The 15,068-nt window shown below is 66.7% G+C and carries 13 protein-coding genes; 8 read left to right on the top strand and 5 right to left on the bottom strand.

Annotated features, from left to right (window positions below):
• The first annotated feature begins 5 nt into the window (after nucleotides 1–5).
• From P4826_RS18270 to P4826_RS18250, 5 genes are all read left to right on the top strand, one after another.
• Nucleotides 6–920 carry a pirin family protein gene (locus P4826_RS18270; RefSeq protein ID WP_317701765.1) on the top strand — a complete coding sequence of 305 codons (915 nt, stop codon included), beginning with the start codon at nucleotides 6–8 and terminating at the stop codon, nucleotides 918–920.
• A 347-nt stretch (nucleotides 921–1,267) separates the two neighbouring features.
• Nucleotides 1,268–2,041 (top strand): SDR family oxidoreductase, encoded by a 774-nt coding sequence (locus tag P4826_RS18265; protein WP_317703796.1) that lies wholly within the window; start codon nucleotides 1,268–1,270, stop codon nucleotides 2,039–2,041.
• Nucleotides 2,042–2,062: 21 nt separating this feature from the next.
• On the top strand, nucleotides 2,063–3,295 hold the full coding sequence (locus P4826_RS18260) for an acyl-CoA dehydrogenase family protein (protein ID WP_317701764.1): 1,233 nt from the start codon (nucleotides 2,063–2,065) through the stop codon (nucleotides 3,293–3,295).
• A gap of 8 nt (nucleotides 3,296–3,303) precedes the next feature.
• Nucleotides 3,304–5,001 carry a long-chain fatty acid--CoA ligase gene (locus tag P4826_RS18255; RefSeq protein ID WP_317701763.1) on the top strand — a complete coding sequence of 566 codons (1,698 nt, stop codon included), beginning with the start codon at nucleotides 3,304–3,306 and terminating at the stop codon, nucleotides 4,999–5,001.
• A 90-nt stretch (nucleotides 5,002–5,091) separates the two neighbouring features.
• Complete coding sequence (locus tag P4826_RS18250; protein ID WP_317701762.1) at nucleotides 5,092–5,913, top strand: type IV pili methyl-accepting chemotaxis transducer N-terminal domain-containing protein; 822 nt, start codon at nucleotides 5,092–5,094, stop codon at nucleotides 5,911–5,913.
• 25 nt (nucleotides 5,914–5,938) lie between these two features.
• Here P4826_RS18250 and lgt read toward each other — a convergent pair whose 3' ends face one another.
• The gene (gene lgt, locus P4826_RS18245) at nucleotides 5,939–6,748 is read right to left on the bottom strand and encodes a prolipoprotein diacylglyceryl transferase (RefSeq protein ID WP_317701761.1); all 810 of its coding nucleotides are present in this window, start codon (nucleotides 6,746–6,748) and stop codon (nucleotides 5,939–5,941) included.
• 99 nt (nucleotides 6,749–6,847) lie between these two features.
• Between lgt and bfr the strand changes: the two genes are divergently transcribed.
• Entirely contained in the window at nucleotides 6,848–7,318 is a 471-nt protein-coding gene (bfr, locus tag P4826_RS18240; protein ID WP_317701760.1) for a bacterioferritin, read from the top strand.
• Here the strand turns inward: bfr and P4826_RS18235 are convergent, their stop codons facing one another.
• A complete protein-coding gene (locus tag P4826_RS18235; RefSeq protein ID WP_317701759.1) occupies nucleotides 7,319–7,747 on the bottom strand; it encodes a PaaI family thioesterase in 429 nt (142 codons plus the stop codon).
• A 5-nt stretch (nucleotides 7,748–7,752) separates the two neighbouring features.
• Entirely contained in the window at nucleotides 7,753–9,612 is a 1,860-nt protein-coding gene (gene ilvD, locus P4826_RS18230) for a dihydroxy-acid dehydratase (protein ID WP_317701758.1), read from the bottom strand.
• A 191-nt stretch (nucleotides 9,613–9,803) separates the two neighbouring features.
• On the opposite strand from ilvD (P4826_RS18230), the gene ilvD (P4826_RS18225) reads away from it, so the two are divergent.
• Nucleotides 9,804–11,510, top strand: a complete 1,707-nt coding sequence (ilvD, locus tag P4826_RS18225; RefSeq protein ID WP_317701757.1) for a dihydroxy-acid dehydratase — start codon at nucleotides 9,804–9,806, stop codon at nucleotides 11,508–11,510.
• A 109-nt stretch (nucleotides 11,511–11,619) separates the two neighbouring features.
• Here the strand turns inward: ilvD (P4826_RS18225) and P4826_RS18220 are convergent, their stop codons facing one another.
• On the bottom strand, nucleotides 11,620–11,862 hold the full coding sequence (locus P4826_RS18220) for a TIGR04438 family Trp-rich protein (RefSeq protein WP_317701756.1): 243 nt from the start codon (nucleotides 11,860–11,862) through the stop codon (nucleotides 11,620–11,622).
• A gap of 109 nt (nucleotides 11,863–11,971) precedes the next feature.
• Here P4826_RS18220 and P4826_RS18215 point away from each other — a divergent pair, with 109 nt between their 5' ends.
• Complete coding sequence (locus tag P4826_RS18215) at nucleotides 11,972–12,274, top strand: c-type cytochrome (protein WP_317701755.1); 303 nt, start codon at nucleotides 11,972–11,974, stop codon at nucleotides 12,272–12,274.
• 355 nt (nucleotides 12,275–12,629) lie between these two features.
• Here the strand turns inward: P4826_RS18215 and acs are convergent, their stop codons facing one another.
• On the bottom strand, nucleotides 12,630–14,624 hold the full coding sequence (gene acs / locus P4826_RS18210; RefSeq protein ID WP_317701754.1) for an acetate--CoA ligase: 1,995 nt from the start codon (nucleotides 14,622–14,624) through the stop codon (nucleotides 12,630–12,632).
• Between the last annotated feature and the right edge of the window lie 444 nt (nucleotides 14,625–15,068).

Below are 15,068 nucleotides of genomic sequence, written 5' to 3'. Positions count from 1 at the left end.
GTGCCATGACCGACAGCCAACGCGAAACACCGCCGCAGCGCTACGGCGCACGCGCCACCGTGATCGGCGAGGACACGCGCATCCTGCGCGCCCTGCCGCACCGCGAACGGCGCACCGTGGGCGCCTGGTGTTTTCTGGATCACCTGGGGCCGGTACAGTTCGCGCCGGGTAAGGGCATGCATGTCGGGGCGCACCCGCATATCGGCCTGCAGACCTTCACCTGGATGATCGAGGGCGAGGTGGTGCACCGTGACTCGCTGGGCAACGAGCAGACCATTCGCCCCGGCCAGGTGAACCTGATGACCGCCGGGCGCGGCATAGCGCATACCGAGGATTCGCTGCTGGAGGGCGCGCGCCTGCACGCCGCGCAACTGTGGATTGCCCTGCCCGACGCGCAGCGCCATTGCGCGCCGGCATTCGAGAACTACCCCGAGCTGCCCCAGGTGGACGCCGGCGGCTGGCGCGCCACCGTGCTCGCCGGCAGCGCCCTGGGCCAGACGGCGCCGGCCCAGGTCTACACACCGCTGGTGGGCCTGGACATGGCCAGCACCGGCCCGGCCCAGACCCAACTGCCTCTGCAACCCGGGTTTGAATACGCCGCCATGGTGCTGCGCGGCGCGGCCACGGTGGCCGGCGAGCCACTGGCGCCGGGCGAGTGGCTGTACTTCGCGCCCGGCCGCACGACCCTCGATGCGCGCTGCGACGCCGCGGCGCAATGGCTGCTGCTGGGTGGCGAGCCCTTGGGCGAGGACATCCTCATCTGGTGGAACCTGGTGGCGCGCAACCAGGCCGAGCTGCAAAGCGCGCTGGACGACTGGAACGCCGGCCGCTTTGCCCCGGTGCGCCCCGGCAGCCCGGCCGAACCCCTGCCCGCCCCCAGCCTGAGTGGCGCACGCGTGCGCGCCAGCGACCAGGCCTGATGCCCGCAATGGCCTACCGCCAGGCAAGCCATTTGCTATTATATTCATAGCTATTTGCGCTTATCCATAAAGCGCTACAGGCATTTTCTATCTGATTATGAACAGGCCTTGGATTGGGCCTGGAAGCCGCATCGTTGGCAACCCAACCACGCCCTGCAGCGCCTGCGAGTTTCATAGGTGACAGACAGGGTCTGGACGCCCCCATAGCATCCAACCCCATGCCCCAGTGGCCCATCCGCCTGGCCACAGCCAGGGTTCATGAGCACCCTGCCGCCAGCATCTGCACCACCCATGGCTCCATCGCCCTGGGTGCTGCTGCAGCCCCAGCCTTCCAAGGAGACAAAGCGATGAGCGTGAAGCAACTTTTCGATCTGACCGGCCAGGTGGCCCTGGTCACCGGCGGCTCGCGCGGCCTGGGCCTGCAGATGGCCCAGGCGCTGGGCGAGATGGGCGCCAGGCTGGCCATCACGGCGCGCAAGGCCGACGAACTGGCCCAGGCCAGGGCGCAGCTGGAGGGCCTGGGCTACGAGGTCGAGACCATCGTCAACGACCTCTCAAAGTTCGAGCAGATACCGGCCCTGGTCGATCAGGTGCTGGCACGCTTTGGCACCATCGACATCCTGGTCAACAACGCCGGCGCCACCTGGGGCGCCAAGGCCGAGGACTACCCCGACGCCGCCTGGAACAAGGTGATGGATCTGAACGTGAACGCACCCTTCTTCCTCTCGCGCGAGGTGGGCAGGCGCGTGATGATCCCCAAGGGCCGGGGCAACATCATCATCACCGCCTCGGTGGCCGCGCTCAAGGGCACGCCGCCGGGCATGAACACCATCGCCTACAACACCTCCAAGGCCGCGGCGCTGCACTTCGCGCGCACCCTGGCCTCGGAATGGGGGCCCTACGGCATCCGCGTGAACGCCATCTGCCCGGGCTTTTTCCCGAGCAAGCTGGCCAGCGGCCTGATCGACAAGCTCGGGCCAGCACTGATCGAGCGCACGCCGTTGCGCCGCATTGGCGGCGACGAGGATTTGATGGGCGCGGTGGTGTTCCTGGCCTCGAACGCCTCGCGCCACATCACCGGCCAGGGGCTGGTCGTGGACGGCGGCGCCAGCCTGATCTGATTATTTAAAAGGGACTCTCTCATGGACTTCTCCTACTCCCCCAAGGTCGTCGATCTGCAACAGCGCCTCACGGCCTTCATGGATGAACATATCTACCCGGCCGAGGCCGTCTACCACGCCGAGGTGGAGGCCAACCGCCGCGCCGGCAACGCCTGGCAGCCCACGCGGGTGATGGAGGACTTGAAGGCCAAGGCCCGCGCCGCCGGGCTGTGGAACCTGTTCCTGCCCGAATCCCAATACGGCGCCGGCCTCACAAACCTGGAATACGCGCCGCTGTGCGAAATCATGGGCCGCTCGCATGTGGCGCCCGAGGCCTTCAACTGCTCGGCGCCCGACACCGGCAACATGGAAACCCTGGTGCGCTACGCCACGCCCGAGCAGCAACAGCGCTGGCTGCTGCCGCTGCTGGACGGCAAGATCCGCTCGGCCTTCGCCATGACCGAGCCCGCCGTGGCCTCGTCGGACGCCACCAACATCGAGGCGCGCATAGAGCGCGTGGGCGACGAATACGTGATCAACGGCCGCAAGTGGTGGACATCGGGCGCGCCCGATCCGCGCTGCGAGATCCTGATCTTCATGGGCAAGACCGACCCCGGCCACGCCAGCCGCCACCGCCAGCAGTCCATGATCCTGGTGCCCATGAAGACCCCGGGCGTGACCATGGAGCGCCCCCTGTCCGTGTTTGGCTACGACCACGCGCCGCACGGCCACGGCGAGGTGAGCTTTGACAACGTGCGCGTGCCGGTCGCCAACGTGCTGCTGGGCGAGGGCCGCGGCTTCGAGATCGCCCAGGGCCGCCTGGGCCCCGGGCGCATCCACCACTGCATGCGCCTGATTGGCGTGGCCGAGCGCGCGCTGGAGCTGATGTGCCGGCGCGCCTTGGGCCGCGTGGCCTTCCACCGTCCGGTGGCCGACCAGGGCGTGACACGCGAGCGCATCGCCAACGCGCGCATCCTGATCGACCAGGCGCGCTTTCTGGTGCTCAACGCCGCCTACATGATGGACACCGTGGGCAACAAGGTCGCGCAAAAGGAAATCGCCATGATCAAGGTGGCCGCACCCAGCATGGCCTGCCAGGTGATCGACTGGGCCATGCAGGTGCATGGCGGCGCCGGCGTGTCGGACGACTTTCCGCTGGCCGCCGCCTACGCCCATGCGCGCACGCTGCGCTTTGCCGACGGCCCCGACGAGGTGCACCGCAACCAGATCGGCAAGATGGAGCTGGCCCGCTACATGGCGCTGGACAAGCGCTGAGGCACGCCATGTCCAAGCGCCACCTGGCCCATTGGCCGCGCCTGCTGCCGCAGCACCTGACACTGCCGGCCACGCACCTGTACCGCAACCTCGAGGTCTCGGCCATGCGCTACCCGGACAAGGCGGCGCTGGTGTTCTACGACGCGGCCATCAGCTATGCGCGCCTGCAGGACGAGAGCGAGCGCCTGGCGGCCCACCTGCAGCAGCGCTGCGGCGTGCGCCGGGGTGACCGCGTGCTGCTGTACCTGCAGAACAGCCCGCAGTTCGTCATTGGCTACTACGCCATCCTGCGCGCCGACGCGGTGGTGGTGCCGGTGAACCCGATGAACCTGAGCGAGGAGCTGCGCCACTACGTGCTGGATGCCGGCGCGCGCACCGTCCTCGCGCCGCAGGACTTGTGGGCCCAGGTGCGCCCGCTGCTGCACGAAGGCCTGGCGGCCGCCGCTGCCGATGCGCAAGCGCCGGGCCTGCGCCATGCCGTGGTGGCGGCCTATGGCGACTACCTGACGGCGCCCACCGACCTGGCCGTGCCGGCCTTCGTCAGCGCGCCGCGCGAGCCGGTCGAAGAACCCGGCGCCTGCGCATGGATGGACGCCCTGGCCGCCGGTCTGCGCCCCGGGCCCATCGCCGCCGGCCCCGACGATCTGGCCGTGATGCCCTACACCTCGGGCACCACGGGCCAGCCCAAGGGCTGCATGCACACGCACCGCAGCGTCATGTACAACACGGTCTCGGGCGGCATCTGGTTGGGCACGACGCCGGACGCGGTGTCGCTGACGGTGCTGCCGCTGTTTCATGTCACGGGCATGCAGGGCGGCATGAACAGCCCTTTGTATACCGGCTCCACCATCGTGCTGCTGCCGCGCTGGGATCGCGACGCGGCGGCGCAGCTGATAGCGCGCTACCGCGTGACGAACACGCAGATGATCGTCACCATGGTGGTGGACCTGCTGTCCAACCCGCGCCTGGCCGAGTACGACCTGTCCAGCATCCGGCGCCTGAGCGGCGGCGGCGCGGCCATGCCCGAGGCCGTTGCGGCCAAGCTCCAGGAGCTGTGCCAGATCGACTACATCGAGGGCTATGGCATGTCCGAGACCATGGCCGCCACGCATATCAACCCGCCCGACAGGCCACGCAAACAATGCCTGGGCATACCCATCTTCGACGTGGATGCGCGCGTGGTCGATCCCGCCACCTTCACGGAACTACCGCCCGGCGAGGTGGGCGAGATCATCGTCCATGGCCCGCAGCTCATGCAGGGCTACTGGGGCCAGGCCGAGGCCACGGCCCAGGCCTTCGTCACTCTGGATGGCAAGCGCTTCCTGCGCACCGGCGACCTGGCGCGCACCGACGAGGATGGCTACTTCTTCATGGTGGACAGGCTCAAGCGCATGATCAACGCCTCGGGCTACAAGGTCTGGCCGGCCGAGGTCGAGGCCCTGATGTATGCCCACCCGGCGATCCAGGAGGTCTGCGTGATCGCCGCGCGCGACGAACGCCGCGGCGAGACCGTCAAGGCCGTGGTGGTGTTGCGCGACGCCTTCAGGGGCCAGGTGAGCGAGCAGGACATCGTGGACTGGGCCCATGGCCACATGGCGGCCTACAAGAGCCCGCGCCTGGTCTCGTTCGTGGACAGCCTGCCCAAGTCCGGCACCGGCAAGGTACAGTGGCGCGCCCTGCAGGAGCGCGAGTCGGCGCCGCGCTGACGGGCCAGCGTGCCCACCTATACTGGCTGCCACGGCGGCCAGGAATGGGGGCGCAGCGCCCCTTGCGCCTTCTTGCAGCGGGAGGTTTTCATGGACAGGTTCCAGTTTTGCGCCAGTCTCGTCAGCGGCGCGGCGCTCGCCGCCCTGCCCCGAGCGGCATTCGCCCAGGCGACACCTGCGCAGCGGCTGGATACGCCCCGAGCCATCGACATGGCGGGGCGGCTGCGCATGCTGTCGCAGCGCTGCACCAAGGCCTATCTGCAATCCGGCCAGTCCATTGCCAGCCACGGCGCACGCACGCTGCTGCAAGAGTCCGTCAGCCGGTATGAAGCCCACCTGGCCGCGCTCAAGACCTTCATGCCCAACCCGGCGGTGCAGGCCAGCCTGCCGCAACTGCAAACCCTCTGGTCACAATTCAAAGCGCTTTTGATCGGCGAACCCAGCCGCACGGGCGCGGCCGCGCTGTATGACGCCAACGAGACCCTGCAAAGCGCGGCCCACTATCTCACCGTGTCCTATGGCAACACCAACGGCTCGCCGCTGGAATACCTGATCGGCCTGGCCGGTCGCCAGCGCATGCTGTCGCAGCGCCTGGCCAAGTTTTACTTCTACCGCACCTGGGAGCTGTACGAGGCTCCCGCCGACATGGAAATGCACCTGAGCCGCGCGCATTTCACCTCGGTGCTGACGCAGCTGGAAAACTCGGGCCATGCGGCCCCCGCCGCGCGCGCCGCCGCCACGCGCCTGCGCCGCGCCTGGGAGCCCTACCAGCAGGCGCTGTTTGCCAGCAAGGAACTGACCGCCATGCACGCCGGCGCCGAACGCGTGGCCGAAGGCAGCGAGAGCGTGCTCGCCGCCTGCGAGGAAGTCGTGGCCCTGCTCGTGGCCCAGGCCCAGGGCAAGCCGACGTAGTGGTGCGGCTGGCCGCCGCGCGGCGTCACGCGCGCTGCCTTTGCGCCCACAGCCACATGCCCACGCCCGCCAGCACCATGGGCACGCACAGCCACTGGCCCATGCTCATACCCAAGGGCAGCAGGCCCAGGAAGCTGTCGGGCTCGCGGAAATATTCCGCCGTGAAGCGCAGCACGCCATAGCCCACCAGGAAGGCCGCCGCCACCTCGCCGCGCCTGCGCGGGCGGCGCGCATACAGCCACAGCAGCACGAACAGCAGCAGGCCTTCGAGCAAAAACTGGTATATCTGCGACGGGTGGCGCGCCAGCATGGAGCCGCTTTGCGGAAACACCATGGCCCAGGGCAGGTCGGGAGGCGCAAAGCGCCCCCACAGCTCGCCATTGATGAAATTGCCTATGCGCCCGGCCGCCAGCCCCGTGGGCACGCAGGGCGCGACAAAGTCCGCCACCTGCAGCCAGGGCCTGCGCCGCGAATGGGCGAACCACAGCATGGAGCCGATCACGCCCAACAGCCCGCCATGAAAGCTCATGCCGCCCTGCCACACGTAGAGGATCTCCAGCGGATGCGCCAGGTAGTAGCCCGGCTTGTAGAACAGGCAGTAGCCCAGCCGCCCGCCGATCACCACGCCCAGCACGCCAAGGAACAGGATGTCCTCCACGTCCTTGCGCGACCAGGCCTGATCCCCCGTGAGCGAGGCATAGGGCTCATGGCGCAGGCGGCGCCGGCCCAGCCACATGAACAGGCCAAAGGCGGCCAGATAGGTCAGGCCATACCAGTGAATGGCAACGGGCCCGATCTGCAGGGCCACGGGGTCGATATGCGGGTACATCAGCATGGCGGCGATTGTGCCGCAGGCCTATGCGTGCCGAATTTGAACGGGCATGCGATGCGCGCGATACTCGGGCGCAATAGCAACCCACAACAGAGCAACACCATGCAAGGCCACACCGCCGTCATCGACTGCCTGAAAGAACTGCTGCGCGGCGAACTGGCCGCGCGCGACCAGTACTTCATCCACTCGCGCCAGTACGAGGATCAAGGCTTCGTGCGCCTGTACGAGCGCCTGAACCACGAGATGCAGGAAGAGACCGAGCATGCCGACACCATCCTGCGCCGCATCCTGATGCTGGAGGGCAAGCCCAACATGCGCCCGCACGCCTTCACGCCGGGCGAGAGCGTCCAGGAGATGCTGCGCAAGGACCTGGACACCGAATACAGCGTGCGCAAGCACCTGAAGTCGGCCATCGCCCTGTGCGAGTCACACCACGACTATGTGAGCCGCGACCTGCTGCTGACCCAGCTGCGCGACACCGAGGAAGACCACGCCTATTGGCTGGAAAAGCAGATCGGCCTGATCGACAAGGTGGGCCTGCAGAACTACCTGCAATCGCAGACCGGTTCGTAGTCAGGCGTTCGCCGGCACATTGACCATGGTGGCCTGCATCAGGGCCACCAGCTTGTACTGCGGCCCATCGCCCGCAAACGCACGCACCTCGCCCGTGCACACGGTGAGCATGCGCCCCGCGTTCTGCACCCGGCCCACGGCCAGGAAGCGCGCCCCGATGGCCGGCCGCATGAAGTTGGTCTTGAACTCCGCCGTCACCACCTCGCAGCCAGGCGGTGACCTGGTCAGCGCCGCATAGCCGCAGGCGTTGTCCACGATGCTGGTGACGACACCCGCATGCACGAAGCCCTGCTGCTGCGTCAGGTGCGGCGAGAACGGCAGCTCGATATGCACCTCGCCGTCCTGCACCAGCACCAGGCGTGCGCCCAGCGTGGTCATCAGGCCCTGGGCGTTGAAGCTGGCGGCAATGCGCTGGTGCAACTCGGACATGCCCGTCAATCCAGCAGCGACAGGTCGCGCACGGCGCCGGTGTCGGCGCTGGTGACCAGCTTGGCATAGGCCTTGAGCGCCGCCGAGACCTTGCGCGGACGCGGCTGGGCCGGCTTCCAGCCCAGGGCAGCCTGCTGTTGGCGCCGGCGCGCCAGTTCCTCGTCGCTAACCAGCACGTTGATCGTGCGGTTGGGGATGTCGATGCGGATGCGGTCGCCGTTTCGCACCAGGCCGATGGCGCCGCCGGCCGCGGCCTCGGGCGAGCAGTGGCCGATGGACAGGCCCGAGGTGCCGCCCGAGAAGCGCCCGTCGGTCAGCAGCGCGCAGGCCTTGCCCAGGCCCTTGCTCTTGATGTAGCTGGTGGGGTAGAGCATCTCCTGCATGCCGGGGCCGCCCTTGGGGCCTTCGTAGCGCACCACGACCACGTCGCCCGCCTTGACCTTGTCGGCCAGGATGTTGGCCACGGCCTCGTCCTGCGACTCGACCACATGCGCCGGGCCCTCGAACACCAGGATGGAGTCATCCACGCCCGCGGTCTTCACCACACAGCCCTTTTGCGCGATGTTGCCGGTGAGCACGGCCAGGCCGCCTTCCTTGCTGAAGGCGTGGTCGTAGGAGCGTATGCAGCCCTCGGCGCGGTCCAGATCCAGGCTGGGCCAGCGGCTCGCCTGGCTGAACGCAACCTGGGTGGGAATGCCGCCCGGGCCGGCCTTGAAGAAGTTGTGCACGGCCTCGTCCTGCGTGAGGCAGATGTCCCATTGCGCAATCGCCTCGCCCAGGGTGGGCGCGTGGATGGTGGGCACGTCGGTGTGCAGGCGGCCGGCACGTTCCAGCTCGCCCAGGATGCCGAAGATGCCGCCGGCGCGGTGCACGTCCTCGATGTGGTACTTGTCGGTGTTGGGCGCCACCTTACACAGCTGGGGCACGACGCGCGAGAGGCGGTCGATGTCGTCCATGGTGAAGGCGATCTCGGCCTCTTGTGCGATGGCCAGCAGGTGCAGGATGGTGTTGGTGGAGCCACCCATGGCGATGTCCAGCGTCATCGCGTTCTCGAAGGCCTTGAAACCCACGGCGCGCGGCAGGATGCGCGCGTTGTCCTGCTCGTAATACTCACGCGCCAGCTCCACGATGCGCCGGCCGGCGCGCTTGAACAGCTGCTCGCGGTCGGCATGCGTGGCCAGCACCGTGCCATTGCCGGGCAGCGACAGGCCCAGCGCCTCGGTCAGGCAGTTCATCGAATTGGCGGTGAACATGCCCGAGCAGGAACCGCAAGTGGGGCAGGCCGAACGCTCCACCTCGGCCACGTCGGCGTCGCTGGCCTTGTCGTCGGCGGCCATGACCATGGCGTCGATCAGATCCAGCTTCTTGGTGAACGTCAGCTTGCCCTGCCCCGGCACGGCCAGCTGGGCCTTCCCGGCCTCCATGGGGCCGCCGGAGACGAAGATCACCGGAATGTTCAGGCGCATCGCCGCCATCAGCATGCCGGGCGTGATCTTGTCGCAGTTGCTGATGCAGACCATGGCGTCGGCGCAATGTGCGTTGACCATGTATTCCACGCTGTCGGCAATGATGTCGCGGCTGGGCAGCGAGTACAGCATGCCGTCGTGGCCCATGGCGATGCCGTCGTCCACGGCGATGGTGTTGAATTCCTTGGCCACGCCGCCGGCGGCCTCGATCTCGCGGGCCACCAGCTGGCCCAGATCCTTCAGGTGCACATGGCCGGGCACGAACTGCGTGAACGAGTTGACCACCGCGATGATGGGCTTGGAGAAGTCTGCATCCTTCATGCCGGTGGCGCGCCACAGGGCGCGGGCACCGGCCATGTTGCGGCCATGGGTGGAGGTCTTGGAACGGTATGCGGGCATGGTGATTGCGAAAAAGGAATGTCTCGGGGGGAGGAATGCGACGGCCCGCGCAATTGCGGGCCGGTGTACACCATGGCGCGCGCCTCTTGAGCCGGGCCATGGGCAAAACCGTTTCATTATGTCGCAGCGGCTGGACAGTCGCAGGCCAGGCGCCCACACTTGCAGGCCCCAGCCACAGCGCCAAGACCATCATGACCGACCCTCTGCCACTGAACCGCCGCTCCGCCCATATCACCCAGGGCAAGGCGCGCGCCGCCAACCGCTCCATGTACTACGGCATGGGCTACACCGAGGCCGACTTCAACAAGCCCATGGTCGGCGTGGCCAACGGGCACAGCACCATCACGCCCTGCAACAGCGGCCTGCAAAGGCTGGCCGACGCGGCGGTGGACGGCATACGCGCGGCGGGCGGCAACGCCCAGACCTTTGGCACGCCGACGATTTCCGACGGCATGGCCATGGGCACCGAGGGCATGAAGTACAGCCTGGTCAGCCGCGAGGTGATTGCCGACTGCGTGGAGACCTGCGTGCAGGGCCAGTGGATGGATGGCTGCGTGGTCATTGGCGGCTGCGACAAGAACATGCCCGGCGGCATGATGGGCATGCTGCGCGCCAACGTGCCCAGCATCTATGTGTATGGCGGCACCATAGAGCCGGGCTGCCTGCACGGCTGCGACCTGAACATCGTCAGCGTCTTCGAGGCCGTGGGTGAGAACGCCGCCGGCAAGATCAGCGACCAGGAACTGAAGGACATAGAGCAGCACGCCATTCCCGGCACCGGCTCCTGCGGCGGCATGTACACCGCCAACACCATGAGCAGCTCGTTCGAGGCGCTGGGCATGAGCCTGCCCTACTCCAGCACCATGGCCAACCCGCACCAGGAAAAGGTGGACTCGGCGCGCGAGTCGGCCAGGGTACTGATCGAGGCCATACGCCGCGACCTCAAACCCCGCGACATCGTCACACGCCAATCGATCGAGAACGCGGTCGCCGTGATCATGGCCGTGGGCGGCTCAACCAATGCCGTGCTGCACTTCCTGGCCATTGCGCACGCGGCGGGGGTTGAATGGAACATCGACGACTTCGAGCGCATGCGCAAGAAGGTGCCGGTGTTCTGCGACATGAAGCCCAGCGGCAAATATCTGGCCGTGGATCTGCACAAGGCCGGCGGCATTCCGCAAGTCATGAAGATGCTTTTGAACGCCGGCCTGCTGCATGGCGACTGCATGACCATCACCGGCAAGGCCATCGCCGAGACATTGAAAGACGTGCCTGACACACCGCGTGCCGACCAGGACGTGATCCGCCCCATCGGCCAGCCGCTGTACGCCCAGGGCCACCTGGCCATCCTCAAGGGCAACCTGAGTCCCGAGGGCGCGGTGGCCAAGATCACCGGCCTGAAGAACCCCGTCATCACCGGCCCGGCGCGCGTCTTTGACGACGAGCAGTCGGCGCTGGCCGCCATCCTGGCCGGCAAGATCAAGGCCGGTGACGTGATGGTGCTGCGCTACCTGGGCCCCAAGGGCGGGCCCGGCATGCCCGAAATGCTGGCGCCCACGGGCGCGCTGGTGGGCGAAGGCCTGGGCGAGAGCGTGGGCCTGATCACCGACGGGCGCTTCTCCGGCGGCACCTGGGGCATGGTGGTGGGCCATGTGGCGCCAGAGGCGGCAGTGGGCGGCAACATCGCCTTCGTTCACGAGGGCGACAGCATCACCATAGACGCGCACCAGTTGCTGCTGCAGCTGAACGTGAGCGACGAGGAGCTGGCGCGCCGGCGCGCCGGCTGGACGCCGCCAGCACCGCGCTACACGCGCGGCGTGCAGGCCAAGTTTGCCTTCAACGCCTCCAGCGCCAGCAAGGGCGCGGTGCTCGATGATTTTGATGAAAAGCGCCGCTAACCCCTATGTAGCAAGCGCAAAACGCTACATATAGCATAGCATTTCAGGCAAGAAAAAACCGCAACCCCGGCGACTGCGGGACTGCGGCCTGCGCACCATGCCAACGCTGTCAGCGCGGGCGGCGGGTTTTCATGCCCAAGGCTTCCTTGTGCTTGTTGATACGGTCTTGCTTGCGCTGATCCATCTTCTCCATGGCCTTGCGCTTGGTGTAGCCCGTGGCATCGGCCCAGGCCCACCAGGCAACGGCCGCGGCAAAGGGTGACAGCACCCACCACCATGACCAGTTGGCCACCGGGCCGACCTCCAGATACTTGAGCAATATCAACGTGATGCCCAACAACAACGCATACATGATCGCTTCCCCCAATGCCGTGCGAGCTTTTATTTGTAGCCCGTCAACCGTGAACACTACAATCCCATTGAAGGCTAAATGTACCCCAACCCCTAGAGGAAACCACGCGATGAAACGCTCCTTGATCACCCTTGCAATGGCACTGTCGGTTGCCGCTCCCGCCATGGCCGATGAAGCCCTGGCCAAGTCCAAGAACTGCATGGCCTGCCATGCCGTCGACAAGAAGGTGGTAGGCCCAGCCTACAAGGAAGTGGCCAAGAAGTACGCTGGCAAGGGCGCCGACGCCACCCTGGTCGAGCATGTGATGAAGGGCAGCAAGGGCGTCTGGGGCCCCGTGCCCATGCCCGCCAACGCACAAGTGAACGAGGCCGACGCCAAGAAGCTGGTGGCCTGGATTCTGTCGCTGAAGTAATTCGTTCAGCCGCTGGTGCCCCTCGGGGCACCAAGGCAAAAAGCCGCAGCGCGTCATGCACTGCGGCTTTTGTTTTTGGTGTGCCGGCGCCTTGCGGGGCGGCCTGGATCAGCTGTTCTGAGCCAACTGATCCAGGGATTTTGGTGAGCACACCACATCGCTGCGCGATATGAGTGCTCCCCCAACCCCGCAAGCGCTGCGCGCTGGCGGCTTGCGCTGCCTTCTCGATCAGTTGTTCTGCGCCAACTGATCCAGGATCGCCGGATTTTGGTGAGCACATCACATCGCTGCGCGATATGAGTGCTCCCCAAACCCCGCAAGCGCTACGCGCTGGCAGCTTGCGCTGCCTTCTCGATCAGTTGTTCTGCGCCAACTGATCGAGAATTGCGGGGTTTTCCAGCGTGCTGGTGTCCTGGGTGATGGACTCGCCCTTGGCCAGGCTGCGCAGCAGGCGGCGCATGATCTTGCCGCTGCGGGTCTTGGGCAGGTTGTCGCCGAAGCGGATGTCCTTGGGTTTCGCGATGGGGCCGATTTCCTTGGCCACCCAGTCGCGCAGCTCCTTGGCGATTTGCTTGGCCTCGTCGCCGGTGGGGCGCGGGCGCTTCAGCACCACGAAGGCGCAGATGGCCTCGCCCGTCAGGTCGTCGGGGCGGCCCACCACGGCGGCCTCGGCCACCAGGTCGCTCTTGGCCACCAGGGCGGATTCGATTTCCATCGTGCCCATGCGGTGGCCCGAGACGTTGAGCACGTCATCGATGCGGCCGGTAATGCGGAAGTAGCCGGTCTTGGCGTCACGCACGGCGCCGTCGCCGGCCAGGTAGTAGCCCTTGAGCTCTTCGGGGAAGTAGCTCTTCTTGAAGCGCTCGGGGTCGCCCCAGATGGTGCGGATCATCGATGGCCAGGGGCGCTTGATGACCAGGATGCCGCCCGAGCCGTTGGGCACGTCGTTGCCCGTCTCATCGACGATGGCGGCATCGATGCCCGGCAGCGGCAGCGTGCAGCTGCCCGGCACCAGCGGCGTGGCGCCCGGCAGCGGGGTGATGAGGTGGCCGCCGTTTTCCGTCTGCCACCAGGTGTCCACGATGGGGCAGCGCTCCTGGCCCACGTTCTTGTAGTACCACATCCAGGCTTCGGGGTTGATGGGCTCGCCCACGCTGCCCAGGATGCGCAGGCTCGACAGATCCGACTTGCCCGGATGCACTGCCTCGTCCGAATCGGCCGCCTTGATGAGCGAGCGAATGGCCGTGGGCGCGGTGTAGAAGATGCTGACCTTGTGGCGCTCGATCATCTGCCAGAAGCGACCGGCGTTGGGGTAGGTGGGCACGCCCTCGAACACCACCTCGGTGGCGCCGGCGGCGAGCGGCCCGTAGGTGATGTAGGTGTGGCCCGTGACCCAGCCGATGTCGGCCGTGCACCAGAACACGTCGCTGGGCTGGATGTCGAAGGTCCAGTCCATGGTCAGCTTGGCCCACAGCATGTAGCCGCCGGTGGCATGCTGCACGCCCTTGGGCTTGCCCGTGGAGCCGCTGGTGTAGAGCACGAACAGCGGGTGCTCGGCTTCCACCGGCACGGGGGCGCATTCGGTGCTCTGGCCGGCGACGGCCTCGGCAAACGAGATGTCGCGGCCGGCCACGCGGGCCCAGGCGCTGGCGGTGCGCTCGTACACGAACACGGTCTTCACGCACTCGCAGCCGCCCGAGGCAATGGCCTCATCCACGATGGCCTTCAGCGGCAGCTCCTTGCCGCCGCGCAGCTGGTAGTTGGCGGTGATCACGGCCACGGCGCCGGCATCCTGGATGCGCTCCTGCACCGCCTTGGCCGAGAAGCCGCCGAACACCACGCTGTGCGTGGCGCCGATGCGCGCGCAGGCCTGCATGGCCACGATGCCCTCGATGGTCATGGGCATGTAGATCAGCACGCGGTCGCCCTTTTGCACGCCGCGCGCCTTCAGGGCGTTGGCAAACTGGCTCACGCGCGCCAGCAGCTCCTTGTAGGTGACCTTGGTGACCTCACCGCCGTCGGCCTCGAAGATGATGGCGGTCTTGTTCTCGACCGGCGTCCCCATGTGCTTGTCCAGGCAGTTGGCGCTGGCGTTCAGCTCGCCGTCGGCAAACCACTTGTAGAACGGTGCATTCGACTCGTCCAGGGTTTGCGTGAAAGGCTTGGTCCAGTTGATGTTCTCGCGCGCCAGACGGGCCCAGAAGCCCTCGAAATCCTTGTTCGCCTCGGCGCACAGGGCTTCGTAGCCGGCCATGCCGGAGATGCGGGCGGCCTTCACCAGCGCCTCTGGCGGGGGGAAGACACGGTTTTCAACCAAAACAGACTGGATGGCGGAAGAGGAATCGCTCATGTGGGTTGTCTCCAAGTGACTGAAAAAATCCGGGCGTACTTTCGTGCCTGCTACTTACAAGCCACTGACGCGGCAGACGGCTGCAAACCAGGCAAAAAGCAGCGCTCGCGCGAATAGCATGCTTTGAAAAACTTGTGTTTTGACTTGAAAGCCCTGCATTCATATACTTTTTACATGTTTCACCACCTGCCACGCAGGTTGCCCGCTCCTATCCCTGATGACCTGGAGTGGGTTTTTCGGCAGGTTGGCACGGCTTGCAGCAGCAATGCCATTGCCGCCTCCACGGCCGCCAGGTTGCGGCCGTGATGCCTTTCAGGCTCTTGCGCACCACCCCAGGTGCCATGCGAGCCGCTTTCAGTCACTTGCGTTGAACGTCCCGGCCGCCTGAGTGCCAGGCGCAGCCATTGGCGGCGCATGCCTGGCAGCACGTCAGGCCGCCGTCGG

Source organism: Diaphorobacter limosus (genome assembly GCF_033100095.1).
In the GTDB taxonomy this organism is placed as follows: domain Bacteria; phylum Pseudomonadota; class Gammaproteobacteria; order Burkholderiales; family Burkholderiaceae_C; genus Alicycliphilus; species Alicycliphilus limosus.
This window is presented reverse-complemented; position numbering and strand designations above follow the sequence as displayed.